The sequence below is a fragment of the Streptomyces sp. ISL-98 genome, assembly GCF_018614055.1.
Classification (GTDB): Bacteria; Actinomycetota; Actinomycetes; order Streptomycetales; family Streptomycetaceae; genus Streptomyces; species Streptomyces spiramyceticus.
Genome location: NZ_JAGGPB010000013.1, coordinates 126,808 through 150,666 on the forward strand (window position 1 = coordinate 126,808; position 23,859 = coordinate 150,666).

The following is a 23,859-nucleotide window of genomic DNA, read 5'->3' on the forward strand; positions in this document are numbered from 1 at the left end:
CGTACTGCTTTCGGGTGACCGTCCGCACTATTGCGCGGTGGTGATTCGGACCTCTCGGGTGCCGTTCTCAGCGCTGCCGGACTTTCCCGTGCCGGACTCGGCGTCCGCCTTGCGCCATTTCTTCCCGGAGTCCCCGGACTCTCCGGCGGACCACACCCGGCCGGCGTAGGAGACCTGGGCGATGTGCAATTCGGATGAATTGGCCACGGCCCAGTGCGCCAGCTCCCAGCCGCGCGGATCGCCGTCACCGTCGACGCCGCCGTTGCTGCTGTCGCCCGCCGCCCGGGCGGGTACGGGCACGGTCACCGTCGCTTCCGCCGGGGCGTCGCCGGGCTGAGCCTTCTCGCCCCCGGTGCCGGTCGGCGAACCGGCTGCCTGCGCCCCGGGCAGCACATCGGCACCGAAGTCGCGCACCAGCGCGGCCCGTACGTCGGCAGGCTTGCCCGGGCGGCCGTCCTGCGGCGCCGCGCAGGTCAGCGACGCGGGCGCGCGGCCGGTGAGCGCGGCGGCCAGCAGGGCGGCATCGGGCTCGTGCTTCGCGTACGCCTGCGGGAAACCACTGCGCTGGACGCGCTGGGCGGCGACCGTCAGCGGCAGCCGCGAATAGCCGGGAACCTTCGCCAGGTGCTCGTAGAACTTCCCCGCCGAATAACCCGGGTCGAGGATCTGCTTCTCGGTGCCCCAGCCCTGCGAGGGGCGCTGCTGGAAGAGGCCGAGCGAGTCCCGGTCGCCGTGCCTGATGTTGCGCAGCGCCGACTCCTGGAGGGCGGTCGCGAGCGCGATCGTCACCGCCCGCTGCGGCATCCCGCGCGAGGTGCCGACGGCGGAGATCGTCGCGGCATTGACGGCCTGCTCGGGACTGATCTCGTACGTTGCCCCGTCGCCCGCCGCCGAGCGCACCGTGCAGCGCGGGGCGCCCCCGCCGCCGGTCACGAACTGCACCACCAGATACCCGGCCAGCGCGAGCAGCACGGCGACACCCGCCGTGATGCGCAGGGCGCGGCCGCGAGCTGCGGAAGAGCTGGACTCAGGCACGCTGCCTAAGGTACTTGAGGCCTGTGACAGGCCCGTGGGGTGCTTACGTTTCCGGCTCCCCCGGCTGTCCCCGGACGTCGCGCGCTAGGGTCGGGGCATGGCCGAAACACCGCTTGACCTCGCCCTGGACGCCCCCACGCTGACCGCCCGGCTCGTCGACTTCCCGTCGGAGAGCGGCACCGAGAAGGCACTCGCCGACGCCATCGAGGAGGCGCTGCGCGCACTGCCGCACCTCACCGTCGACCGGTACGGCAACAACGTGGTGGCCCGTACGCACCTGGGGCGGGCCGAGCGGGTCATCCTGGCCGGGCACATCGACACCGTCCCGATCGCCGACAACGTGCCGTCCAGGCTCGACGAGAACGGCATCCTGTGGGGCTGCGGCACGAGCGACATGAAGTCCGGCGTCGCCGTGCAGCTCCGTATCGCGGCGACCGTCCCCGAGCCCAACCGCGACCTCACCTTCGTGTTCTACGACAACGAAGAGGTCGCCGCCCACCTCAATGGCCTCGGCCACATCGCCGACGCTCACCCCGACTGGCTCGAGGGCGACTTCGCCGTACTCCTCGAACCCTCCGACGCCCAGGTCGAGGGCGGCTGCCAGGGCACGCTGCGGGTGCTGTTGCGCACGGCGGGCGAGCGGTCGCACTCGGCGCGCAGTTGGATGGGCTCCAACGCGATCCACGCCGCCGCGCCGATCCTGGCCCGGCTCGCGGCGTACGAGCCGAGGCGTCCCGTGATCGACGGCCTGGAGTACCGCGAGGGCCTCAACGCCGTAAAGATCGAGGGCGGTGTCGCGGGCAACGTCATCCCCGACGCCTGCACGGTGACGGTCAATTTCCGGTACGCGCCCGACCGCAGCGAGGACGAGGCGCTCGCGCACGTACGGGAGATCTTCGCGGACTGCGAGATCGCCGAGTTCGTCGTGGACGATCACTCGGGCGCGGCCCTGCCCGGTCTGTCGCACCCGGCCGCCGCGGCGTTCATGGCGGCGGTGGGCGGCACCGCGCGGCCCAAGTTCGGCTGGACGGACGTCTCGCGCTTCAGCGCGCTCGGTGTGCCCGCGGTCAACTACGGCCCCGCGGACCCGCTCTTCGCCCACAAGCGCGACGAGCACGTGGCCGTTGAGCGCATCACGCACTGCGAGGAACGACTCCATGCCTGGCTGACTGCCTGAATTTCACTTTTCGCCACGTCTGTGGACCTAACCTGACCGGACAATGTTCGGCAGCGGAGGGAGTACGGCATGACGATTCCTGAAGAGGAGCGGACCCCGGACGAGCAGCGACTGGGTCCGGTGCTGCGCCGCCGCGAGCAGATCCAGGCCGGCACCACGGACCAGCGGCTGCTGGACACCGAGGGCGATGCCGACTGGGTGCACACCGACCCCTGGCGGGTCATGCGAATCCAGTCGGAGTTCGTCGAGGGCTTCGGCGCACTCGCCGAACTCCCCAGCGCGATCAGTGTCTTCGGCTCCGCACGCACGGTTCCCGGCTCTCCCGAGTACGAGGTGGGCACCCGGCTCGGACGCGCCCTGGTCGAGGCGGGCTTCGCGGTGATCACGGGCGGGGGCCCCGGCGCGATGGAGGCGGCCAACAAGGGCGCCCGCGAGGCGAACGGCATCTCGGTCGGCCTCGGCATCGAGCTGCCCTTCGAGCAGGGCATCAACCCGCACGTCGACATCGGCGTGAACTTCCGCTACTTCTTCGTCCGCAAGACGATGTTCGTGAAGTACGCACAGGGCTTCGTGGTCCTGCCGGGCGGCCTGGGCACGCTGGACGAGCTGTTCGAGGCCCTCACCCTGGTCCAGACCCGCAAGGTGACGCGCTTCCCGATCGTGCTGTTCGGTACGGAGTACTGGGGCGGGCTCGTCGACTGGCTGCGCGACACGGTGATCGCGCAGGGCAAGGCGTCGGAGCGGGACCTGCTGCTGTTCCACCTCACGGACGACGTGGACGAGGCGGTTGCCCTGGTGTCGAAGGAGACGGGCAGGTAGGGAACGCCCAACGGGCTGGAAATCCAGCCCGTTGGGGGTCCCCCCTGGACGTAGTGCTTGGGGGAGTTTGAGGAGCGGGGTCTGGGGCGGAGCCCCCACGCGGCGGCAGCCGCGAAATGTCACAGCGGGAGGAATGGGGTCTCCCCTGCTCGAACGAAGTTGAGAGCTCGGGGAAGGGTAGGGGAACAGCCCGCCGTACGCACCGCTCCCGCCCCGCCGTACGCACCGCTCCCGCCCCGCCGACTACATCAGCCCCCGCCGCGCCACCGCCGGCGCCCGGTGCCCAGCAATCGCCGCCACCATGTCCAGCACCTGCTTCGTCTCCGCGACCTCGTGCACGCGATACACCTGCGCCCCGAGCCATGCCGAGACCGCCGTCGTGGCCAGCGTGCCGATGACCCGTTCCTTCACCGGCTTGTCGAGCGTCTCGCCGACGAAGTCCTTGTTGGACAGCGAGACGAGCACCGGCCAACCGGTCTCCACCATCTCGCCGAGCCGCCGCGTCGCTTCGAGACTGTGCCGGGTGTTCTTGCCGAAGTCGTGCCCCGGGTCGATCAGAATCGCGTCCCGCCGCACGCCGAGCTTCTCCGCGCGCGTGGCCAGCCCGACCGTTACGTCGAGAATGTCCGCCATTACGTCGTCGTACTCGATCCGGTGCGGCCGCGTCCGCGGCTCCGCGCCGCCCGCGTGCGTACAGACCAGGCCCACATCGAAACGGGCCGCCACCTCGGCGAGCCTCGGGTCGACCCCGCCCCACGCGTCGTTCAGCAGATCCGCGCCCGCCTCGCAGACCGCCTCGCCGACGTCGTGCCGCCAGGTGTCGACGCTGATCACCACGTCGGGGTGCCGCCTGCGGACCTCGGCCACGAATCCGACCGTCCGCCGCGCCTCTTCGAGGGCGCTCACTTCTTCGCCCGGACCGGCCTTCACGCCGCCGATGTCGATGATGGCAGCGCCCTCCGACACCGCCTGCTCGACGCGGGCGAGCGCAGGCTCGTCGTCGAAGGTCGAACCCTGGTCGTAGAAGGAATCCGGGGTCCGGTTCACGATCGCCATGATCACCGGCTCGTGCGCTCCGAACTCGCGCCGTCCCAGCCTGAGCACCGTGTTTCCTCCTCGCATCGGTCGCCTGCGACCTTAACTGTCAGTGCCGCATGGCACGATCGGGACTGGACAGTTTCCGCTCTGTGCGTGCCCCGGGGAGACGATCGTGTTCTTGTTCTTGGTTGTGGCGATGGTCGTGGTGGTCGCCGCGGTCACCCTCGCCGTGGTGGGCGGAGGCGGCAGCGACAGCGGTGGCGTTCTGCCGGAAACGGCGCCCGACGAGTTCGTGGACCCGCTGCCCGTGACACGCCCCGTGGGCCGGGCGGACATCGAGGCGCTGCGCCTGCCGATGGCGCCCCGGGGGTACCGGATGTCCGACGTCGACGACGTGCTGGGCAGGGTGGGCGCGGAGCTCGCGGAGCGGGACGCGCGGATCGCCGAGCTGGAGGCCGCGCTGGCGGGCGTCCAGGCGAGAGCGGTCGGCGGCCGGGGCCTCTTCAAGGATGCGTCGGACGAGGAGCCGCAGTCATGACGGCGGTGACGGCGGGCGGAGCCGTGGCGGGTCCGGACGGCGGCCTGCGCTGCCCGTGGGGCCTGGCCACCGAGGAGTACGTGGCGTACCACGACGAGGAGTGGGGCCGCCCGGTCCACGGCGACGACGCGCTGTACGAAAGGCTCTGCCTGGAGGCGTTCCAGTCCGGCCTGTCCTGGCTGACGATCCTGCGCCGGCGCGAGGGCTTCCGTACCGCCTTCGACGGTTTCAAGATCGCGTCGGTGGCCGCCTTCACGGACGCCGACGCGGAGCGTCTGCTCGCCGACCCGGGCATCATCCGCAACCGCGCCAAGATCGCCGCGACCCTCGCCAACGCCAGGACGCTCGCCGACTGGCAGGCCGGCGAGCTCGACGCCCTCATCTGGTCGTACGCCCCGGACCCCGCGACGCGCCCGGCGCCCCGCACGATCTCCGACGTCCCGGCGGTCACCCCGGAGTCCGTCGCACTGTCCAAGGCCCTCAAGAAGCGCGGCATACGCTTCGTGGGCCCCACTACGGCGTACGCACTGATGCAGGCGTGCGGCCTGGTCGACGACCACCTCGTGGAGTGTGTGGTGCGCGGCGGGGCTTCCTAGGCTCCCGCCGCGGCTCCCACGGCGAGTCCTAGCGGCCGACGTACTTCGCCTTCTCCTTGGCGATGAAGGCCTCGACCGCGATGGTGTGGTCCTCCGACGCGCCCGCCTTCGACTGGAGTTCGTCCTCCTTTTCGAGGGTCTCGCTCAGGCTGTGAGCCGCGCCGTAGGCCATGGACTCCTTGATCGCGGCGTACGCGAGGGTCGGCCCCTCGGCCAGGGTGCGGGCGACGGCTGCCGCCTCGGTGGCCAAGTCATCGGCGGCGACCAGCTTGTTGGCGATGCCCAGGTCGAATGCCTCCTGCGCGGAGATGGAGCGCGGGAAGAGCAGCAGGTCGGCGGCGCGGCTCTGGCCGACGAGGCGCGGCAGCGTCCAGGAAACGCCCGAGTCGGCGGTCAGCGCGACGGCGGCGAAGGCCGTGTTGAAGGCGGCGTTGTCGGCGACGACCCGGTAGTCGGCGGCGAACGCGAAGCCCGCCCCGGCGCCGGCGGCGACCCCGTTGACCCCGGCGACGACCGGCTTCGGCATCTCGGTGAGGGCCCGCACGATGGGGTTGTAGTGCTCGCGCACCGTGCTCATGGTCTGGCCGGTGCCCGCCTCGCGGTCGGCGGCGAGCAAGGCGGTGTGCTCCCTGAGGTCCTGGCCCACGCAGAAGGCCCGGCCGGTGGCGGTGAGCAGGACCGCCCGTACCGCGGAATCGGCGGCTGCGGCCTGCACGGCGTCCCGTAGTGCGACCTTGGCCTCGGTGTTCATGGCGTTCATGGCCTCGGGACGATTGATCGTGATCGTCGCGAGTCCGTCGGTCACCTCGTAGAGCACGGTGTCGGCCATCAGTAGATCCCCTTTTGCGGCTCGGGCAGGCATGTCCAGCTCAGCATGGCGGAAGATCACCGGGCGTGGACATGTGACCTGCGTCAAACAAAGTGGGGTCCATGAGCGGCCGACGGCGGCGAAGTATCGCAGGCGGACCGCCGAAATGAGGGGTTATGAGAGAGCGCGTTGCACAAGCGATGCCGACCGATGTTGGTCATTGGGTCCTGCGATGCGGGATAATGGCCTGGAAGCAATGTGTTCGATGCCGGTGACACCTGGGTTGTCGGCTGCGATGAGCTGGTTTCAGGAAGGGGAACGAGCATGGCGGCCATGAAGCCGCGGACGGGCGACGGCCCGCTCGAGGTGACCAAGGAGGGGCGGGGCATCGTCATGCGCGTTCCGCTCGAAGGCGGCGGTCGACTTGTCGTCGAGCTGACTCCCGATGAGGCCGATGCGCTCGGCGACGCTCTGAAGAAGGTCGTCGGCTAGAAGCGGAAGCGCCCTAACTTTCCACTGCCCCGGTACGCGTACAGCGTGCCGGGGCAGTGGTGTGTCGCCCTCCCGGAACACTGATGCCCGGCCGGGTCAGGCGCGGCGTACCGCGCACAGCAGGCCGTCGCCCACCGGGAGCAGGGACGGGACCAGCCGCCGGCTCTCCCGTACGGAGCGCAGCAGCTCCCGCAGGCGCAGCACCTCCGCAGGCTGGGCCGCGGAGTCGACCGTACGGCCGTCTGCGAAGACACCCTCGAAAACGACGATTCCGCCCGGTCTCAGCAGGCGCAACGATTCAGCGAGATAGTCCATGCACTCGAGCCGGTCTCCGTCGCAGAAGACGAGGTCGTAGCCCCCGTCGGCAAGGCGCGGGAGTACGTCCAGGGCGCGACCCGGAATGAAGCGCGCCCGGTTGCCGGCGAAGCCTGCCGCACGGAACGCCTCGCGGGCGAACTGCTGGCGCTCCGGCTCCGGGTCGACGGTGGTGAGTACGCCGTCCGGCCGCATGCCCTGCAGCAGATATATGCCGGAGACGCCGGTGCCCGTACCGATTTCGGCGACCGCCTTGGCGTCCGCCGTGGCAGCGAGCAGCCGCAGGGCACCGCCGGCGCCGGGCGAGACCGAGCGGAGCCCAGCGTCCCGTGCCCGATCACGAGCCCAGTGCAGGGCTTCGTCCTCGGCGACATAGGCGTCGGCGAACGCCCAGCTCGTCTGCCGGTTGGCGGTAATGGGCCTCTCCTGTCCCCGTAGTTGGCGCAACCGTGACTGTATCCGCTGACGTCGGGAACCCGCAGATGGGACCGGGCGTTATGACGGCAGGGGGAGAGATGAATCAGGACCGAGTGCGGGTTCCAAATTCACGTAAAGATGCTTATCCGGAGCTAACGGGCGAGGTGGCTATGGTAGGGGCTCCACTGGACACCACCAGAGCCGACAGGGGAGGTGCGGCTGCGCCTGTGGATCGGGGCGGAGTGCTGCGGCGCTTTCTCAGATCGGCGGGTGAGCCGAAATCCGTGACCGACATTGCTGACCGCGCCCATAGCCTCAACGGCTCCGCACAGACCGCGACCTTCGCCTCAGATGCGGAATCTCAGGCGTGGACTCCGCCCACATGGGAGGAGATCGTCAGCACGCACAGTGGCCGCGTTTACCGCCTCGCTTACCGTCTGACCGGAAATCAGCACGATGCCGAGGACCTCACCCAAGAGGTTTTCGTCCGTGTCTTCCGCTCGCTGTCGACCTACACGCCCGGCACTTTCGAGGGCTGGCTCCACCGCATCACGACCAACCTGTTCCTGGACATGGTCCGCCGCAAGCAGCGGATCCGATTCGACGCGCTCGGCGACGATGCCGCCGAGCGGCTGCCGAGCCGTGAACCGTCCCCGCAGCAGGTCTTCAACGACACGCATTTCGACGCCGACGTGCAGCAGGCGCTGGACACCCTCGCGCCCGAGTTCCGTGCGGCGGTCGTGCTCTGTGACATCGAGGGGCTTTCGTACGAGGAGATCGCCGCGACGCTGGGCGTCAAGCTCGGCACCGTACGCAGCCGAATCCACCGGGGCCGCTCCCACCTGCGCAAGGCTCTGCAGCACCGGTCTCCCGAGGCCCGTGCCGAGCAGCGTTCGCTTGCGACGGTCGGCACGGGCATCCCGGTGGTGGGCGGAGAGGGCGGAGCCGAGTGAGTGGCACCCGACCCACCTCTGCCGAGCAGCACCTTGGGGACCGGCTGGCCGCCCTGGTCGACGGTGAGCTGGACCACGACGCCCGCGAGCGTGTCCTGTCGCACTTGGCGACGTGTGCCAAGTGCAAGGCGGAGGCCGACGCCCAGCGCAGGCTGAAGAGCGTCTTCTCCACCACCGCACCGCCGCCGCCTTCCGAGGGGCTGCTCGCGCGACTCCAGGGCCTGCCCGCCGGTGGCCCCGGGGGCGACGACGGCGACGACGGAAACCCGTTCGGCCGCGGAACCTTCGGGAACGGAGTCTTCGGCACGGACACCCCGAGGGGGAGACCCGGCGGCGTCTTCTACATGCCGACCGGGGCGCACGCCCTCCCGGCTGCCGCGTCCGAGCGTGGCTTCCGTATCCATGATGTGGGCCGCGCGGAGGCGGAGCGTTCGGGCGGGCGGGGGCGGCGGTTCGCCTTCGCGGCCGCCAGTGCGGTGTCCCTCGCGGCGTTCGCGCTCGGCGGCGCCATGCCGCTGGGATCAGGGGGCGAGACCAATGCCAGAGGCGGAGCCTCGGGCAACAACGTCACGCCGCTGCGTACGCCCACCACGGCCGCCGCTGTTACGGAAAGCACCAGCCGCCGCAGCGAGCGCGGCGGCCTGCTCGCGGCATCCGGCGAACGTTCCGCAGCAGCGCCCAGTTCGGTCAACTCCACCGCCGCTGTGCCGTCCAGATACGTAGAAGTGGGCATGGGCGCGGGCCCGGTCCAGCCACTGACGCATCCGTTCTCGGCGCCTCTGCTGAGCGGTGCGGCCCCGCTGCCGCTGATACGTCCGTCGGTTTCGACTCTGCCGTTCAGTCATGCCCCCCATCGGAAACCGCCGGTGTCGTACGCGCCGTCGGCCGGCCAGTTGGCAGCTCCGTCCCAGTCCGGGCTGCCTGTTTCGCCCTGACGTCCACCGGCCACTGCGCGGCCATTCGCAAACCTGGTTGAATCCATGGAGGGTGCCCCCCGGGGCACGGACAACGAGGTGGCACTGCCCGAGCGGCGTGCTCGTGGGTTGCGGGGAGAGCATGGACGAGGGCAAGCCCGCTGGGTCGAAGGCGAAGTGGTGGAGCCGTCCCGCGAGGACGGGCGACCGCTCAACGGATGCCCCGGAGGCGGCAGTTCATGCCGCCTCCGACCAACCGGATCAGCCGGGCCGCATAGCGCAGCAGTCCCCGGAGCAGCAGGCGCCCGAGCAACAGGCCCCCGAGCAGCAGGCGCCCGAGGAACAGGCCGCCGAGCAACAGGCCCCCGAGCAGTACGCCTCCGAGTCCGCCGGGCGGACGCGGCCGCAGCCGCTGCACGCGCCCGATCCGTACGGGACACCGCCCTACGGAGGCCCAGGACCCTGGGCGCCCGCGCCGCCCGTGCAGCGGCCGGTGCCCACCCCGCCGCAGGGCACGTTCGTACCGCCGGGCGCCCCCGCGACGAACGGCGCCGGTATACCCGGGCCCGCGCACGCCCCCGCACCGGCCCCCCTTCCGGTGTCCCCACCGCACAACCAGCAGCCGCACCAGCCGCACCCCCACCAGCCTTCGCAGTGGCTTCAGTACGACCCCTGGGGCGCCATCCAGCAGCCGCTGACCCACCCCGGCGCTCCGGGCGGCGCCTCGAAGAGGAAGGGGCGCGGGGCCCGCCTGTTCGTCGGGGCGCTGCTGATCGCGCTGGTCGCCGGAGGCATCGGCGGCGGCGTCGGGGCGTACATCGAGCGCAACGGCGGCATCACCCGCGTCGAGCTCCCGCAGGCCGCCAAGGCGGACGGCAAGGCACGTCCCGCAGACAGCGTCGCGGGCATAGCTGCCAGCGCTCTGCCGGGCGTCGTCACGCTGCACGTCAGCGGCGCCGGCGAGCAGGGCACAGGCACCGGCTTCGTGCTCGACGCCCAGGGCCACATCCTCACCAACCACCACGTCGTGGAGCCTGCCGGCGCCTCCGGCAACATCACCGTCACCTTCAGCGGCGGCGAGACTGCCAAGGCGAAGGTCATAGGCAAGGACAGCGGCTACGACCTGGCCGTCGTCCAGGTGACCGGCGTCGACGGGCTCCGGCCCCTGCCCCTGGGCAATTCCGAGAACGTGCAGGTCGGCGACCCGGTGGTGGCCATCGGCGCACCCTTCGACCTCCAGAACACCGTGACCTCCGGCATCATCAGCGCCAAAGAACGCCCCATCACCGCGGGCGGCGAGAAGGGCGACGGCAGCGACGTCAGCTATGTGAACGCGCTCCAGACCGATGCGCCGATAAACCCGGGCAATTCCGGCGGCCCGTTGCTGGACGGCAAGGCCAACGTCATCGGCATCAACAGCGCCATCCGCGCCGCGGGCAACGGCACGGGCCTCGAAGGCGGCCAGGGCGGCAGCATCGGCCTCGGCTTCGCGATACCCATCAACCAGGGCAAGCGAGTGGCCGAGGAGCTGATCAACACGGGCAGGGCGACCCACCCGGTGATCGGCGTAACGCTCGACATGAAGTACACGGGCGACGGCGCCCGCGTCGGCACCAAGGGCGCCAAGGGCCCGGCCGTGACACCTGGCGGCGCCGGCGCCAAGGCCGGGATCGAGCCGCGCGACATCATCACCGAGGTCGACGGGCAGCGGGTGCACAACGGCCAGGAGCTGATCGTCAAGATCCGCTCCCACCGCCCCGGCGACCGCCTGCAGCTGACCGTGGTGCGGGAGGGCGAGGAGCGGTCTGTCACCGTCACCCTCGGCTCGGCGGACGGCACGTGAGCGAGCGCACAGACGTCCACGCGGGTGTCACGTGAAGGTACCGCCCGGACAGATTGGGCGGGTACCGTGGACCGGGCCCGGACCGAAGGAGCAACAAGGTGTTCAGTGACATAGGCGCGCTAGAGCTGGTGACGCTGGTGGTCCTTGCTGTGCTCGTCTTCGGTCCGGAAAAGCTGCCGAAGCTCATCCAGGACGCCTCGGCGACGATCCGTAAGATCCGCGAGTTCTCCGAGAGCGCGAAGCAGGACATCCGCTCCGAACTGGGCCCGGAGTTCAAGGATTTCGAGTTCGAGGACCTCAACCCCAAGAACTTTGTCCGTAAGCAGCTCATGGACAACGACGATCTGGGGCTGAAGGAGATCCGCAGCAGCTTCGACCTCAAGAGTGAGATGGCCGAGGTCGCAGACGCCGTGCACGGCCGCGAGAGCGGTTCGGGTTCGGCCGGGCGGGCCAATCTCTCGAAGGAATCGGCGGGCACTCCCGACCTCCTCAAGAAGCGTGAAACGCCCGCTCAGAGCGAGCGTCCGCCGTTCGACGCAGACGCCACCTGAGACCAGGCAATCCAGACGAGCCGCATCAAGGTGGCTATCCTCCATCTGTCCGGTCAGAGGACGCCCGAGGGGGGCGGGCCCGCTCCGGACGCTACGGATCGAGGAGGCGGCCGGATAGATGGAGACCACGAGTCGGGTCGGAGCGCAGGGAGCATCCCTGGCGCCAGGCGCATCCACAGCGGAGGAGGTGCCAGTAGCCCGGCGTACGGTCGATGGCTATCTGCGCGCAACGTTCCCCTGGTACGGGCTGGACGAGGCCTTCACCGGGCCTCGCTGGCTGATGCAGGTGGGCATGGCGGCGGACGGCACCGTCCAGCACGGTTCGACGGGGCACGGCGAGGAGCCGTCGATACGAGTGGATGACGGCCAGGAGAAGGAACGCTTCGCGGTCGTCGTCACCGTCGCGAGCAGCCCGGTGCGGCGCAGTGGCGACGGTACGGGCGTACTGGAGGCCACGTCGGTGTCCTCCGCGGCCTGGCTGGCCGGTTCGGGCCTGCTGTCGTCCACCTGGCCCGCGTCGCTCGACCACACGCTGCGGGACGACTGGCTGGACCAGCAGACCGAGGCCGCGTTCGAGCTGGCCGACGACCTGGAGGGGCCGGAGTGGTCGGCGCTTTCGCTGCCGGTGGACGGAGTGCCTACGCCGTTCCACTACCGGGAGTCGGAGTTCGGGTGGGTGCTTGCGGGGCCCACGCAGTCCGGGGTGCATTTGGGGGCGTACGGGCGTGGGATGAGCGCGTACGGGTTGGGGTTCTCGGTTGTTGAGGACATCTCGGCTTACGCGGTGTAGTTGGGCGTACGGGAAAGGGGGGCGTCGCTCGGTGAGCGGCGCCCCCCTCGCGTAAGCAGGTGCGGGTCGGTGGTCCGTGGGTCAGAACTTGTTTCGGGGAGTGATGCCCAGGGACATGCCTGACAGGCCGCGGGCTCGGCCGCCCAGTTTGCCCGCGATCGTGCGCAGTGCCGCGCCGGCCGGGGAGTCCGGGTCGGACAGCACGACGGGCTTGCCCTCGTCGCCGCCTTCCCGCAGGCGTACGTCGATGGGGATGGAGCCCAGCACCGGCACGTTCGCGCCGGTCGTCTTCGTCAGGCCCTCGGCGACCCTCTGGCCGCCGCCGGTGCCGAAGACGTCGACGATCTCGTCGCAGTGCGGGCACGGCAGGCCCGACATGTTCTCGACGACGCCGACGATCTTCTGGTGGGTCTGTACGGCGATGGATCCGGCGCGCTCGGCGACCTCGGCCGCGGCCTGCTGCGGGGTGGTGACGATGAGGATCTCGGCGTTCGGTACCAGCTGTGCCACCGAGATGGCGATGTCGCCCGTGCCCGGCGGCAGGTCGAGCAGCAGCACGTCCAGGTCGCCCCAGTAGACGTCCGCCAGGAACTGCTGGAGGGCCCGGTGCAGCATCGGCCCGCGCCACACCACAGGAGCGTTGCCCGGGGTGAACATGCCGATGGAGATGACGCTCACGCCGTGCGCCGACGGCGGCATGATCATGTTTTCGACCTGGGTCGGCTTGCCGTCCACGCCGAGCATGCGCGGCACGCTGTGCCCGTAGATGTCCGCGTCCACGACGCCGACCTTCAGGCCGTCCGCCGCCATCGCCGCGGCCAGGTTGACCGTCACCGAGGACTTGCCGACGCCGCCCTTGCCGGACGCCACCGCGTACACACGGGTCAGCGATCCCGGCTGGGCGAAGGGGACCTCGCGCTCGGCGGTGCCGCCGCGCAGCGCGCCCGCGAGCTCCTTGCGCTGCTCGTCGCTCATCACGTCGAGCTCGACGGAGACGCTTGTCACACCCTCGACGCGCTCGACCGCCTCGCGCACGTTCTTGGTGATGGTCTCGCGCATCGGGCAGCCGGATACGGTGAGGTAGACGGCGACGGCAACCGCACCGTCTGTCCCGATCTCGACCGATTTGACCATGCCGAGGTCGGTGATCGGTTTGTGGATCTCGGGGTCGTTCACTGTCGCCAGTGCTTCACGCACCGCGTCTTCCATAGCCATACGCCGATGGTACGGCGCTTACTGCCGCACCGGGAAAGGCCTGTCAGCGGTCGCCTTCGTCACTCTCGGAAACGGGTTCGGACGGGAATACGGAGCGCCGCTCCTCCATCTCCTTGACCAGGTCCAGGAATTCCGAGCGGATCCAGTCGCGGGTGGCGACCTCGCCCAGGCCCATGCGCAGCGAGGCGATCTCCCGCGTGAGGTATTCGGTGTCGGCGATGGACCGCTCGTTCTGCTTGCGGTCCTGCTCGTAGGTGACCCGGTTCCGGTCGTCCTGGCGGTTCTGCGCGAGGAGGATCAGCGGGGCGGCGTACGACGCCTGGAGGGACAGCATCAGCGTCAGGAAGATGAACGGGTACTCGTCCCAGCGCAGGGCGGTGGGCGCGAAGACGTTCCAGACCACCCACAGGATGATGGTCAGGGTCATCCAGACGAGGAAGCGGCCCGTCCCGAGGAAGCGGGCGATCCGCTCCGAGAACCGCCCGAAGGCCTCGGGGTCGTACTCCGGCAGCAGCCGCGTGCGCGGAGCGCGCGGCTGGTCCAGGCGTACGCGGGGCGTGCGCGGCATCGCGCTCGCGCCGGTCGCCGACCTGGCCCGCTCCTTCGGCTCCGCACCTTTGTCAGTGCCCACGGGCGGCCTCCCCCTCGTGGAATTCCCTCTCGCGCCAGTCGTCGGGCAGCAGGTGGTCGAGTACGTCGTCGACGGTCACCGCGCCGAGCAGAGAGCCGCCCTCGTCCACCACGGGTGCCGCGACCATGTTGTACGCCGCTAGGTAGCTCGTCACGGCGGGCAGTGGGGTGCCGGGCGACAGTGGCGGCAGATCGGACTCCACGATCGAGCTGACCAGCGTGAACGGCGGCTCCCGCAGCATCCGTTGGAAGTGCACCGTCCCCAGGTACTTGCCCGTCGGCGTCTCGTCCGGCGGCCGGCACACGTACACCTGCGCGGCGAGAGCGGGCGACAGGTCCTGCTGCCGTACGCGCGCCAGGGCGTCCGCGACCGTCGCGTCGGGGCGCAGCACGATCGGCTCGGTCGTCATCAGACCGCCCGCGGTCCGCTCCTCGTACGAGAGCAGCCGCCGCACATCGGCCGCGTCGTCCGGCCGCATCAGCGTCAGCAGCCGCTCCTGGTCCTCCTCGGACAGCTCGGACAGCAGGTCGGCGGCGTCGTCCGGATCCATCGCCTCCAGTACGTCCGCGGCCCGCTCCTCCTTGAGCTTGCCGAGGATCTCCACCTGGTCGTCGTCGGGCAGCTCTTCGAGTACGTCGGCGAGCCGGTCGTCGTCGAGGGCGGCAGCCACCTCGGCGCGGCGTTTCGGGGTCAGGTGGTGCAGGGCGTTGGCGAGGTCGGCGGGGCGCAGCTGCTCGAAGGTGGCCAGCAGGCTCTCCGCGCCCTGTCCGTGCTCCTCCAGGGAGAAGCCGGTGACGGCCGACCACTCCACGGTCAGGGTCTCGCCGCGGCGCCGCAGCGCGCCGCCCTTGCCCTTGCGTACGAAGACCTTGTCGATCTCCCACTCGCGGCGGGCGGGCAGCTGCACGATCGACACGTCCAGGACCGTGACCTCCTCGCCGCCGTCCACGAGGCGGACCCGGCGGTCGAGGAGCTCGCCGAGGACCAGGCGTTCGGTCGGGCGCTGCTCGAAGCGGCGCATGTTGACGACGCCGGTCGTGATGACCTGCCCCGACTCGACGCCGGTGATCCGGGTCATGGGGAGGAAGATCCGCCGCCGGCTGACCACCTCGACGACCATGCCGAGCAGCCGCGGCGGCCGGCGGCCGACGCGCAGCATCGCCACGAGGTCGCGCACCCGGCCGACCTGGTCTCCGTTGGGGTCGAAGACCGCGACGCCCGCGAGGTGCGAGACGAAGATCCGGGGGGCGCCTGATGGCATATGGTGCGCCTCCCTATGTCTGCAAATAAGGCCGGATAACGGGTTCAGGCTAGCCCGTACCGGTCCACACCGCTCCCAACAGGCATCCGGACGGCTCCCTTCCGGGTGATGTGCACGACACAGGTACGCTGCCTGCTGCCACCCCGGACACCCGCATGAGGACACCCGCATGAGAGGCAGTGCGTTTGTGACTGCATTTCCCCCGGCCGCCCGAGCCCGCCTCCGCCGGGCCGCACTCCTGGGCCTTGTGTGCGCCGGGCTCACCGCGTCGCTCACGGCGTGCGCGGAGGAACCGGATCCGGACCAGGGAACCAACGGGGTGGGGAAGCTCTCCGCCACCGCCATTGAAGGCAAGGCGCGGGCGGCGGCGGGCCGCGCGGAAGCGGTACATCTCTCGGGCACGGTCGTCAGCAAGGGGCGCTCGTACAAGCTCAATATGCGCCTCAAGGAGGACGGCGGCACGGGCTCCGTCACCTCCAAGGGCAGCGCCTTCGAGCTGCTGCGCATCGACGACGAGCTGTTCATGAAGGCCGGCGCCGACTTCTGGGACCACGAGGAGGCGGGGTCGGCGGAGCCGACCGACCCCGACAAGGGGGCCGCGGGCAAGCTGGAAGACAAGTACGTGAAGGTGCCGGACGACGACCCCGTGTACGACCAGCTGCGCGGCTTCACCGACAAGGACGTCCTGCTCGACGGGCTGCTGGGGCTGCACGGCAAGCTGGCCAAGGGCGGGCGCGCGACTGTGGGCGGCGTCCGCACGATCGAGGTCACCGGCGGCGCATCGGGTGAGGGCGGCAGGCTCGCCGTCTCGCTGATGGGTACGCCGTATCCGCTGAAGCTGGAGCGGGCGGGTGGGGCGGGTGTGGTGAGGCTCGCCGAGTGGGACGAGGACTTCGCGCTGGAGGCGCCGGGCAAGGACGAGACCGTCGACTACGGCGGCCAGCTCCCGAAAACGTCGAACGGCTGAGCGGAGCGGCGTTGCGCGGCGGGTGGGTGCGGGTGCGCGGTGCCGTGCGGGTAGGTGAACAGGCCCGTCGCAGGCGACGCCCTAGCGCTTTGCGCGTCGCTTCAGCAGTAGCCGCGGCAGCCCCGCCGGCATCGGCATCCGCGTCGTCGCCGTCGTCGGCAACGGCGTCGCCGACAGCGACCCGTCCGGCAGCTGCCCCGCCACCTCCCGCGGCTCCAGCCGCAGTACGCGGCACTCCCGCCCCCACCGCTCCGTCATCTGCTCCGCGTCGGGCGCGTTCAGGCGCTTGCCCTTGAGCTCGGCGACCGCCGCCTCCCACTCCTCGGTCCCGGCTGCGTGCTCGGTGACGGTGGCCGTCCAGGCGACGAGCCGGCCGCCCTTGTCCTTGCTGCGTACGGTCACTTCGGCGGTCCCGCCGTCGGCCAGCCCGGGGAACGGCTGCTCACCGGGGCCGTCCCCGACGACGTACGCGGCGCCGTCGTGCCACACGTGCCAGAGCGACCGGGCGGGGCCCGTGCCCTGTACCCAGATCAGCCCGGACTTCTTGGTGGCCTCCTCGACGAGGGCCTGGTCGAGGAACGTCTGCGGCGCGGGCGTCTGCGGCATGGGCGTCATGAGTCAAAGCCTAGGCCCAGAGCGTCCCCAGTGCCCCGACAGTTCCGTCATCGCACTACACCCCTTACCGTGAGCCCGTGCCCGCAACAGCCAGCCGCACCGACGGCAAACCCAGCGCACCGAGTGCTCCGCCCGCCGCGCCCCGTATCGACCTCGTGCTGCTCGGCGTCGCCGTCGCCAGCGTCTCGTTCTCGGCGCCGCTCATCGCCGCCACCGCGGCGCCCGCGCTCGCCATCGCGTTCTGGCGCAACGCCATGGCGGTCGGCGTACTGACCCCCGTGGCGCTGCTCAAGCACCGTGCCGAGCTGCGCCGCATCGGGCGCAGGCCGCTGCTGCTCGCCGTCGCAGCCGGGGCGCTGCTCGCCCTGCACTTCGGGCTCTGGCTGCCCAGCCTGCGCATGACCTCGGTCGCGTCCTCGACCGCGCTCTGCACCACCACACCGATCTGGACGACGATCCTCCTGCGCATACGGGGCCACCGGCCGCCCCGCATGGTGTGGGCCGGGACCCTGCTCGCCGTCGCGGGCGTGGTCATCCTGACCGGCGTCGACATGACCCTCTCGCCCCGCGCGCTCGCGGGCGACGCGCTCGCGCTCGGCGGCGGCATCGCGGCCGCCGGATACGTCCTGCTCGGGGCCGAGGTGCGGCGGACCGTGAGCACGACGGCGTACACCTACATCTGCTACTCCACGACCGCGCTGGTACTGCTGGCGACCTGCCTGGTGGCGGGCGCCGACCTCGGCGGGTACAGCGCCACCACCTGGCTCCAGCTGGCCGCGCTCACCGCCGCCGCCCAGCTCCTCGGCCACTCGCTCCTCAACCGCGTCGTGAGCACCCTGGGCCCCTCCGTCACCTCGACGGCGATTCTGCTGGAGACCCCGGGCGCCGCCCTGATCGCCGCGCTGTGGCTGGGGCAGCAGCCGCCGATGGCCGCCTACCCCGCCCTGGTGGTGATCCTGGCCGGCCTCGCGCTCGTCGTCAGAGCCAGCCGTTCCGCTTGAGCGTGCGGTGGATGGTGACACAGACGACGACGATGGAGCCGAGGACCAGCGGATAGCCGTACCGCCAGTGCAGCTCCGGCATGTGGTCGAAGTTCATGCCGTAGACGCCGCAGATCATCGTCGGTACGGCGACGATCGCCGCCCAGGACGTGATCTTGCGCATGTCCTCGTTCTGGGCGACGGTCGCCTGCGCGAGGTTGGCCTGGAGGATCGAGTTCAGCAACTCGTCGAAGCCGACGACCTGTTCGTGCACGCGCGCCAGGTGGTCGGCGACGTCACGGAAGTACTTCTGGATGTCCGGGTCGACCAGCCGCATCGGCCGCTCGCTGAGCTGCTGCATCGGCCGCAGCAGCGGCGCGACGGCCCGCTTGAACTCAAGAACTTCCCTCTTGAGCTGGTAGATCCGCCCCGCGTCCGAGCCGCGCGGACTCCCTTTGGCGGGCGCGGAGAAGACATCGATCTCGACCTCGTCGATGTCGTCCTGCACGGCGGCCGCGACCGCGATGTACCCGTCGACGACATGGTCGGAGATGGAATGCAGCACCGCCGAGGGCCCCTTGGAGAGCAGCTCCGGGTCGTCCTGGAGGCGGTGGCGCAGCGCGCGCAGCGAGCCCTTGCCGCCGTGCCGCACGGTGATGACGAAGTCCTTGCCGGTGAAGCACATGACTTCGCCGGTCTCCACGACCTCGCTGGTGGCGGTCAGTTCGGCGTGGTCGACGTAGTGGATCGTCTTGAAGACGGTGAAGAGAGTGTCGTCGTACCGCTCCAGCTTGGGCCGCTGATGCGCGTGTACGGCGTCCTCGACCGCCAGCGGGTGCAGCCCGAACTCGGCCGCGATACCGGCGAATTCGGCCTCGGTCGGCTCGTGCAGACCGATCCAGGCGAAGCCGCCGCCCTCCCGGACGCGGATCATCGCCTCGTGCGGAGTCAGGCACTCCGCGTCCTTCACCCGACGGCCGTCGCGGTAGACCGCGCAGTCGACGACCGCGCTGCTCGCCGACGGGTCGCGGGTGTTGTCGTAACTGCTGTACACAGTGCTGCTCTTGCGCAGGGACGGACGGACCGCTGCGCGCAGGTCACGGATCATCGACATGGCGGGCTCCTTCACGGAGAAGCCGTCTGCGAGGCGTGGCACTGCCCGGAATGGAGACGTGCGGGCCACAGCGCTGGGGCTCCGTACGTCGGCAAAGCGGGCGGCACCGCAAAGACGCGGTGACGGCGTTCGCTCAGACACGGATCAGGCAAATATCGAGTGCTCTTCCGTCGCGCGAAATGCCGTGAGCCCCGTAGGTTTCACCGGTTGGCGGCCGGGTACGAAGGGCTTCAGGCCCCGGGGGACACAGGCTGTACAGGCTGTGCGGAAGAGCGGCTGGTACTGCCGGGTCGACTTCGATCCACCGCAGCCCCACCTCCTCCGGCCGGTCCCCCGTGGGGGATGACGTGATGTCGGGGCTCGAAAGCCACGCTTCTGCGTGCTGCCCTGACCAGCGGCCAAGAGTATCAGCCCACTGTTGTGTCAAGCCCTGCCTTTGCCCGTTCCATACGCGACCTATGCTCGCGGTATGGGAGATGTTCTTGCGCTGGTAGAAGCCCGGTTGCGTACGACTCTGGGTGAACCGGACGCGCGCGCCGCCGTTACGTTCCTCGGTACGGACCGAGTGGAGGTACTGCGGTTCGTGGACGGTGATGTCGTCCGCTACGCCACTCTCGGCATGTCGGCGCGGCCGATGGCCGACCCCAACGACGTCGTCGCCGACCCGGTGAAGGGCCCGCGCGCCGAGCTGGTCCTGTCGGTACGGGCAGGGGTCGCCGACACCGACAAGGTGCTGCGCCCGCTCGCGGTCCTCGCCGCCTCCCCGCAGGTCGAGGGCGTCATCGTGGACGCGGGCGCCTCGCTCGACCTCGGTGAACCGCTGTGGCCGGGGGCGCCGTTCAGTTCCGTACTGGTCGCGGAGTCCGGCGGCCTGATCGAGGACCTCGAACTGGACGCCCCCATGGAGCCGGTGCGCTTTCTGCCGCTGCTGCCGATGACGCCGAACGAAGCCGCGTGGAAGCGGGTCAAGGGCGCACAGGAGCTGCAGGAGCGCTGGCTGGCGCACGGCACGGACCTGCGCGACCCGGTGCGTGCGTCCGTACCCCTCGACTGATTTCCGGTGGGGCACGCTGCGGACGGGTGATCGTCCTTGACGCGAGGACGGCCGGGGAGGACCGTTGGGCTCTATGAGGGGCGAACCCAGTTGCCCGAAGTGTGGTGGCCGGGTCAGGGCGCCCGGTCTTTTTGCCGACTCCTGGCAGTGCGACATCCACGGCATTGTGCACCCGCTGCAACCCGTGGTCCCACCCAGCGTCGAGGCCCTCACCGTGGCGGTGAAGCGTGCCAAGGTCCCGGTGTGGATGCCCTGGCCGCTGCCTGTCGGCTGGCTGTTCACCGGGGTGGCCAGCGCCGGCGACGACCGCGGTGGCTCGCGCGCCACCGCCGTCGCCTGCTCCGGACCGGGACCACTGGGCGGTATAGGTGAGCTGCTGCTGGTCGCCGAGGAGCTCGGGGTCGGCCTCGGCGCACGCTATGCGGGCGTGAACGGACCGGACCCCGGCACGTACATCAACATGGAGAAGGCGCCGCAGGTCAAGGTTCTGGCAGCGGGCCGGCCCACGCCGCTGTGGCATGTGTCCGGTACGCCCGACGACAGAGCGGTCTTCGCGGGCGAGGCGTGCGGACTGTGGCTCTGGGCGGTCGTCTGGCCGGAACAGTCGGGCCTGATCATGTACGACGAGCTGGTGCTGACCGATGTGCGCGAGGCGGGTGCGGAGGTCGACCTGGTGCCGTGCGGGGCGCTGTCGCCGCGGATCCTCTCCTGACCCGGTGCACCGCGTGCTGAGCTGGGGCTGACCGCGTGCTGACCGTGCTGACCCGGGGGTGTTCGATTCCCGGCTATCCTTGAGCGTCCCCCCTGTCCCGCCGAGCCCCGGAGTCACGCGTCGTGCGCATTGATCTGCACACCCACTCCACGGCTTCGGACGGCACGGACACCCCGGCCGAGCTGGTGCGCAACGCTGCCGCGGCCGGACTCGACGTCGTGGCGCTGACCGACCACGACTCGGTACGCGGCCACGCCGAGGCGATCGCCGCACTCTCAGCGCTCTCGACGGGGCTGACCCTCGTCACCGGCGCCGAGCTCTCCTGCCGCATCGACGGCATCGGGCTGCACATGCTGGCGTACCTCTTCGACCCCGACGAGCCCGAGCTGGCGCGCGAGCGCGAACTGGTGCGGGACGACCGGGTGCCGCGTGCGCGGGGCATGGTCGTCAAGCTCCAGGAACTCGGTGTTCCGGTCGAGTGGGAGCAGGTGGCCCGTATCGCCGGAGACGGATCGGTCGGCCGCCCGCACATCGCGTCCGCGCTGGTCGAGCTCGGCGTCGTCAAGACGGTCTCCGACGCCTTCACGCCCGACTGGCTCGCCAACGGAGGCCGTGCGTACGTCGAGAAGCACGAGCTCGACCCCTTCGACGCGATCCGCCTCGTCAAGGCGGCCGGCGGAGTCACCGTCTTCGCGCACCCCGGCGCCGCCAAGCGCGGAGAGACCGTCCCCGAGAGCGCCATAGCGGCCCTGTCCGCCGCCGGTCTCGACGGGATCGAGGTCGACCACATGGACCACGACGAGCCCACCCGCGCGCGGATGCGCGCCCTCGCCGCCGAGCTCGGCCTGCTGCCCACGGGCTCCAGCGACTACCACGGCAGCCGCAAGACCGTACGGCTCGGGGAGTTCACCACGGACCCCGAGATCTACGGCGAGATCACGCGGCGCGCGACCGGCGCGTTCCCGGTGCCCGGCGCGGGCGGAAGCGCCCGCCCGTAAGCCACGCTCCTCACTGCGGCGCTCGTCATCGCAGCGCCACCTCATTTTCTGTACGACCCTCTTCTCGCAAGGCCTCACTGTGCTCGACTTTGCCGTTTTCGGATCCCTCTTTCTCACGCTTTTCGTGATTATGGACCCCCCTGGGATCACCCCGATCTTCCTTGGCCTGACCTCGGGCCGACCTGCCAAGGTGCAGCGCCGGATGGCCTGGCAGGCCGTCGCCGTCGCGTTCGGCGTCATCGCCGTCTTCGGCGTGCTCGGCCAGCAGATCCTCGACTACCTGCACGTCTCCGTCCCCGCCCTCATGATCGCGGGCGGTCTGCTGCTCCTGCTCATCGCGCTCGACCTGCTCACCGGCAAGACCGACGAGCCGACGCAGACCAAGGACGTCAACGTCGCCCTCGTACCGCTGGGCATGCCGCTGCTCGCCGGGCCCGGCGCGATCGTGTCCGTGATCCTGGCGGTGCAGCACGCGGACAACGTCACGGCGCAGGTCTCCGTCTGGGCGGCGATCGTCGCCATGCACGTCGTCCTGTGGCTGACGATGCGCTACTCGCTGCTGATCATCCGGGTGATCAAGGACGGCGGTGTGGTCCTGGTGACGCGGCTCGCCGGCATGATGCTCTCCGCGATCGCGGTGCAGCAGATCATCAACGGTGTCACCCAGGTCATCCAGAACAGCTGACCCGGAACAGCACAGCGCCCCCGTACGCAATCGGTACGGGGGCGCTTCCTCTTCAACGGCGAACGCGTTACGAAGCCGAGGTCTCGGCCGGGCGGATGTAGATGCGCTGGCCGATCGAGGCGGCCTGCTGCACGATCCGGTTGACGGAGGCGGCGTCCACGACGGTGCTGTCAACGGCGGAGCCGTCGACGTCGTCCAGGCGCATGATCTCGAAGCGCAAGGCTTCTCCCTTCGTCTGATCCTCCTGCTGGAGAACTATGTGTGGGAACGCGAGGCCGGGTGCCGCGCGTTCTCTAAGGGTTACAACGAGATGCCCCCTGCAATCATTCCCTACGCTAAAGAAAATTTTCGACTCTCTAAATACCCACTGGTAGCGGGACCGGTTGTACCTGCTCGGTCACGCCACCGACAATGAGATCCGTATGGACGACGCACAGCCTTCGGGCCCCTCCGACCTCGCCCGGCTCGACGCCCGCCTGGAGCGCACCAACGAGCTGCTCCAACGCATGCTCGCCGAGGTGGCGAAGACCCCATCGACCCATGCGATCTTCGTGGACGCCGGATATGTGTATGCGGCGGCAGGCCTGCTCGTGACCGGGACCGAGGACCGCAGGTCCTTCGACCTCGACGCGGAAGGCATCATCGAGGCCTTCATCGACAAGGCCCGCACGATCTTCGCGGACAGCAGGCTGCTGCGCGTGTACTGGTACGACGGAGCCAGGCGCCGTATCCACACCACCGAGCAGCAGTCGATCGCCGAGCTGCCCGACGTCAAGGTCCGCCTCGGCAACCTCAACGCCAACAACCAGCAGAAGGGCGTCGACTCCCTGATCCGTACGGACCTGGAATCGCTCGCCAGGCACCGCGCGATCAGCGACGCGGCGCTGGTGGGCGGCGACGAGGATCTGGTGTCCGCGGTCGAGGCCGCCCAGGGGTACGGCGCGCGCGTCCACCTCTGGGGCATCGAGGCGGGCGAGGGCCGCAACCAGGCCGAACCACTGCTGTGGGAGGTCGACAGCCAGCGCACGTTCGACCTCGACTTCTGCAAGCCCTACGTCACGCGCCGCCCCGTCACGACGTACGAGAACGAGGGCACCCCGCGCCCGACCCGCGAGGACGTCCGTTTCATCGGCGCACAGATCGCGGCGGCGTGGCTGGGTGCGCGGGGCCGGGAATCGCTGGCGGACTTGCTGCCGGGGCACCCGTACCTGCCGGGCTCGGTGGACCAGGAGCTGCTCGTCGAGGCGGAACGCCTGCTCCAGCGGTCGCTGCGCGGACACGCGGACCTGCGGCGGGCGCTGCGGGACGGCTTCTGGCAGCACCTGCAGGCGCAGTACTGAG

General features: G+C 70.2%; 27 protein-coding genes. 17 read left to right on the plus strand and 10 right to left on the minus strand.

What is annotated here, in order from left to right:
- Positions 1 to 27: 27 nt before the first annotated feature.
- Complete coding sequence (locus tag J7I98_RS09890; RefSeq protein WP_308377720.1) at positions 28 to 1,035, minus strand: heavy metal transporter; 1,008 nt, start codon at positions 1,033 to 1,035, stop codon at positions 28 to 30.
- Between the two features lie 97 nt (positions 1,036 to 1,132).
- Here J7I98_RS09890 and dapE point away from each other — a divergent pair, with 97 nt between their 5' ends.
- Both dapE and J7I98_RS09900 read left to right on the plus strand, forming a co-directional pair.
- Entirely contained in the window at positions 1,133 to 2,212 is a 1,080-nt protein-coding gene (gene dapE, locus J7I98_RS09895) for a succinyl-diaminopimelate desuccinylase (protein WP_214920252.1), read from the plus strand.
- Positions 2,213 to 2,281: 69 nt separating this feature from the next.
- On the plus strand, positions 2,282 to 3,031 hold the full coding sequence (locus J7I98_RS09900) for a TIGR00730 family Rossman fold protein (RefSeq protein WP_214920253.1): 750 nt from the start codon (positions 2,282 to 2,284) through the stop codon (positions 3,029 to 3,031).
- Positions 3,032 to 3,274: 243 nt separating this feature from the next.
- Here the strand turns inward: J7I98_RS09900 and folP are convergent, their stop codons facing one another.
- The gene (gene folP / locus J7I98_RS09905; RefSeq protein ID WP_214920254.1) at positions 3,275 to 4,135 is read right to left on the minus strand and encodes a dihydropteroate synthase; all 861 of its coding nucleotides are present in this window, start codon (positions 4,133 to 4,135) and stop codon (positions 3,275 to 3,277) included.
- 130 nt (positions 4,136 to 4,265) lie between these two features.
- Here folP and J7I98_RS09910 point away from each other — a divergent pair, with 130 nt between their 5' ends.
- Together J7I98_RS09910 and J7I98_RS09915 are read left to right on the plus strand one after the other, a co-directional pair.
- Positions 4,266 to 4,607 (plus strand): DivIVA domain-containing protein, encoded by a 342-nt coding sequence (locus tag J7I98_RS09910; protein WP_214920373.1) that lies wholly within the window; start codon positions 4,266 to 4,268, stop codon positions 4,605 to 4,607.
- A complete protein-coding gene (locus tag J7I98_RS09915) occupies positions 4,604 to 5,203 on the plus strand; it encodes a DNA-3-methyladenine glycosylase I (protein ID WP_214920255.1) in 600 nt (199 codons plus the stop codon). The genes J7I98_RS09910 and J7I98_RS09915 overlap by 4 nt, the downstream gene beginning before the upstream one ends.
- A 28-nt stretch (positions 5,204 to 5,231) precedes the next feature.
- On the opposite strand, the gene J7I98_RS09920 is transcribed toward J7I98_RS09915, so the two are convergent.
- Positions 5,232 to 6,032, minus strand: coding sequence for an enoyl-CoA hydratase-related protein (locus J7I98_RS09920; protein WP_214920256.1), 801 nt, complete (start codon positions 6,030 to 6,032; stop codon positions 5,232 to 5,234).
- Between the two features lie 303 nt (positions 6,033 to 6,335).
- On the opposite strand from J7I98_RS09920, the gene J7I98_RS09925 reads away from it, so the two are divergent.
- The gene (locus J7I98_RS09925; protein WP_003966491.1) at positions 6,336 to 6,503 is read left to right on the plus strand and encodes a DUF3117 domain-containing protein; all 168 of its coding nucleotides are present in this window, start codon (positions 6,336 to 6,338) and stop codon (positions 6,501 to 6,503) included.
- A gap of 96 nt (positions 6,504 to 6,599) precedes the next feature.
- Here J7I98_RS09925 and J7I98_RS09930 read toward each other — a convergent pair whose 3' ends face one another.
- On the minus strand, positions 6,600 to 7,265 hold the full coding sequence (locus J7I98_RS09930; protein ID WP_214920257.1) for an O-methyltransferase: 666 nt from the start codon (positions 7,263 to 7,265) through the stop codon (positions 6,600 to 6,602).
- A 140-nt stretch (positions 7,266 to 7,405) separates the two neighbouring features.
- Here J7I98_RS09930 and sigE point away from each other — a divergent pair, with 140 nt between their 5' ends.
- The 5 genes from sigE to J7I98_RS09955 all read left to right on the plus strand — a co-directional run bounded on the left by sigE (position 7,406) and on the right by J7I98_RS09955 (position 12,286).
- A complete protein-coding gene (gene sigE / locus J7I98_RS09935) occupies positions 7,406 to 8,188 on the plus strand; it encodes an RNA polymerase sigma factor SigE (RefSeq protein WP_214920374.1) in 783 nt (260 codons plus the stop codon).
- On the plus strand, positions 8,185 to 9,123 hold the full coding sequence (locus tag J7I98_RS09940; protein ID WP_214920258.1) for an anti-sigma factor: 939 nt from the start codon (positions 8,185 to 8,187) through the stop codon (positions 9,121 to 9,123). The genes sigE and J7I98_RS09940 overlap by 4 nt, the downstream gene beginning before the upstream one ends.
- 121 nt (positions 9,124 to 9,244) lie before the next feature.
- On the plus strand, positions 9,245 to 10,945 hold the full coding sequence (locus J7I98_RS09945; protein WP_214920259.1) for a S1C family serine protease: 1,701 nt from the start codon (positions 9,245 to 9,247) through the stop codon (positions 10,943 to 10,945).
- Between the two features lie 98 nt (positions 10,946 to 11,043).
- Positions 11,044 to 11,496: a sec-independent translocase gene (locus tag J7I98_RS09950; protein WP_214920260.1), complete on the plus strand. Its 453-nt coding sequence runs from the start codon at positions 11,044 to 11,046 to the stop codon at positions 11,494 to 11,496.
- Between the two features lie 118 nt (positions 11,497 to 11,614).
- On the plus strand, positions 11,615 to 12,286 hold the full coding sequence (locus tag J7I98_RS09955; protein ID WP_214920261.1) for a hypothetical protein: 672 nt from the start codon (positions 11,615 to 11,617) through the stop codon (positions 12,284 to 12,286).
- Positions 12,287 to 12,367: 81 nt separating this feature from the next.
- Here the strand turns inward: J7I98_RS09955 and J7I98_RS09960 are convergent, their stop codons facing one another.
- From J7I98_RS09960 to J7I98_RS09970, 3 genes are read right to left on the minus strand one after another with little or no spacing between them, the layout of a single operon-like run.
- Positions 12,368 to 13,501: an Mrp/NBP35 family ATP-binding protein gene (locus J7I98_RS09960; RefSeq protein WP_214920262.1), complete on the minus strand. Its 1,134-nt coding sequence runs from the start codon at positions 13,499 to 13,501 to the stop codon at positions 12,368 to 12,370.
- 43 nt (positions 13,502 to 13,544) lie between these two features.
- Positions 13,545 to 14,069, minus strand: coding sequence for a DUF1003 domain-containing protein (locus J7I98_RS09965; RefSeq protein WP_214920375.1), 525 nt, complete (start codon positions 14,067 to 14,069; stop codon positions 13,545 to 13,547).
- A 52-nt stretch (positions 14,070 to 14,121) separates the two neighbouring features.
- Positions 14,122 to 15,393, minus strand: a complete 1,272-nt coding sequence (locus tag J7I98_RS09970) for a magnesium transporter MgtE N-terminal domain-containing protein (protein ID WP_214920263.1) — start codon at positions 15,391 to 15,393, stop codon at positions 14,122 to 14,124.
- Positions 15,394 to 15,580: 187 nt separating this feature from the next.
- Between J7I98_RS09970 and J7I98_RS09975 the strand changes: the two genes are divergently transcribed.
- On the plus strand, positions 15,581 to 16,360 hold the full coding sequence (locus J7I98_RS09975) for a hypothetical protein (RefSeq protein WP_214920264.1): 780 nt from the start codon (positions 15,581 to 15,583) through the stop codon (positions 16,358 to 16,360).
- Between the two features lie 81 nt (positions 16,361 to 16,441).
- Here J7I98_RS09975 and J7I98_RS09980 read toward each other — a convergent pair whose 3' ends face one another.
- Positions 16,442 to 16,975, minus strand: a complete 534-nt coding sequence (locus J7I98_RS09980; RefSeq protein ID WP_251020391.1) for a hypothetical protein — start codon at positions 16,973 to 16,975, stop codon at positions 16,442 to 16,444.
- Positions 16,976 to 17,052: 77 nt separating this feature from the next.
- On the opposite strand from J7I98_RS09980, the gene J7I98_RS09985 reads away from it, so the two are divergent.
- Complete coding sequence (locus tag J7I98_RS09985) at positions 17,053 to 17,976, plus strand: DMT family transporter (protein ID WP_214920265.1); 924 nt, start codon at positions 17,053 to 17,055, stop codon at positions 17,974 to 17,976.
- On the opposite strand, the gene J7I98_RS09990 is transcribed toward J7I98_RS09985, so the two are convergent.
- Positions 17,954 to 19,069, minus strand: coding sequence for a magnesium and cobalt transport protein CorA (locus J7I98_RS09990; RefSeq protein ID WP_214920266.1), 1,116 nt, complete (start codon positions 19,067 to 19,069; stop codon positions 17,954 to 17,956). The two genes, J7I98_RS09985 and J7I98_RS09990, sit on opposite strands and share 23 nt — an antisense overlap.
- A gap of 469 nt (positions 19,070 to 19,538) precedes the next feature.
- Between J7I98_RS09990 and J7I98_RS09995 the strand changes: the two genes are divergently transcribed.
- The 4 genes from J7I98_RS09995 (at position 19,539) to J7I98_RS10010 (ending at position 22,518) form a co-directional block, all read left to right on the plus strand.
- Complete coding sequence (locus J7I98_RS09995; RefSeq protein ID WP_214920267.1) at positions 19,539 to 20,123, plus strand: suppressor of fused domain protein; 585 nt, start codon at positions 19,539 to 19,541, stop codon at positions 20,121 to 20,123.
- A 73-nt stretch (positions 20,124 to 20,196) separates the two neighbouring features.
- On the plus strand, positions 20,197 to 20,835 hold the full coding sequence (locus J7I98_RS10000) for a DUF6758 family protein (protein ID WP_214920268.1): 639 nt from the start codon (positions 20,197 to 20,199) through the stop codon (positions 20,833 to 20,835).
- Between the two features lie 122 nt (positions 20,836 to 20,957).
- Positions 20,958 to 21,833 carry a PHP domain-containing protein gene (locus J7I98_RS10005; protein WP_214920269.1) on the plus strand — a complete coding sequence of 292 codons (876 nt, stop codon included), beginning with the start codon at positions 20,958 to 20,960 and terminating at the stop codon, positions 21,831 to 21,833.
- A gap of 79 nt (positions 21,834 to 21,912) precedes the next feature.
- Positions 21,913 to 22,518 carry a MarC family protein gene (locus tag J7I98_RS10010; RefSeq protein ID WP_214920270.1) on the plus strand — a complete coding sequence of 202 codons (606 nt, stop codon included), beginning with the start codon at positions 21,913 to 21,915 and terminating at the stop codon, positions 22,516 to 22,518.
- Positions 22,519 to 22,585: 67 nt separating this feature from the next.
- Here J7I98_RS10010 and J7I98_RS10015 read toward each other — a convergent pair whose 3' ends face one another.
- Entirely contained in the window at positions 22,586 to 22,738 is a 153-nt protein-coding gene (locus J7I98_RS10015; protein ID WP_199814110.1) for a hypothetical protein, read from the minus strand.
- A 202-nt stretch (positions 22,739 to 22,940) separates the two neighbouring features.
- Between J7I98_RS10015 and J7I98_RS10020 the strand changes: the two genes are divergently transcribed.
- Entirely contained in the window at positions 22,941 to 23,858 is a 918-nt protein-coding gene (locus J7I98_RS10020; RefSeq protein WP_214920271.1) for an NYN domain-containing protein, read from the plus strand.
- Position 23,859 lies beyond the last annotated feature (1 nt).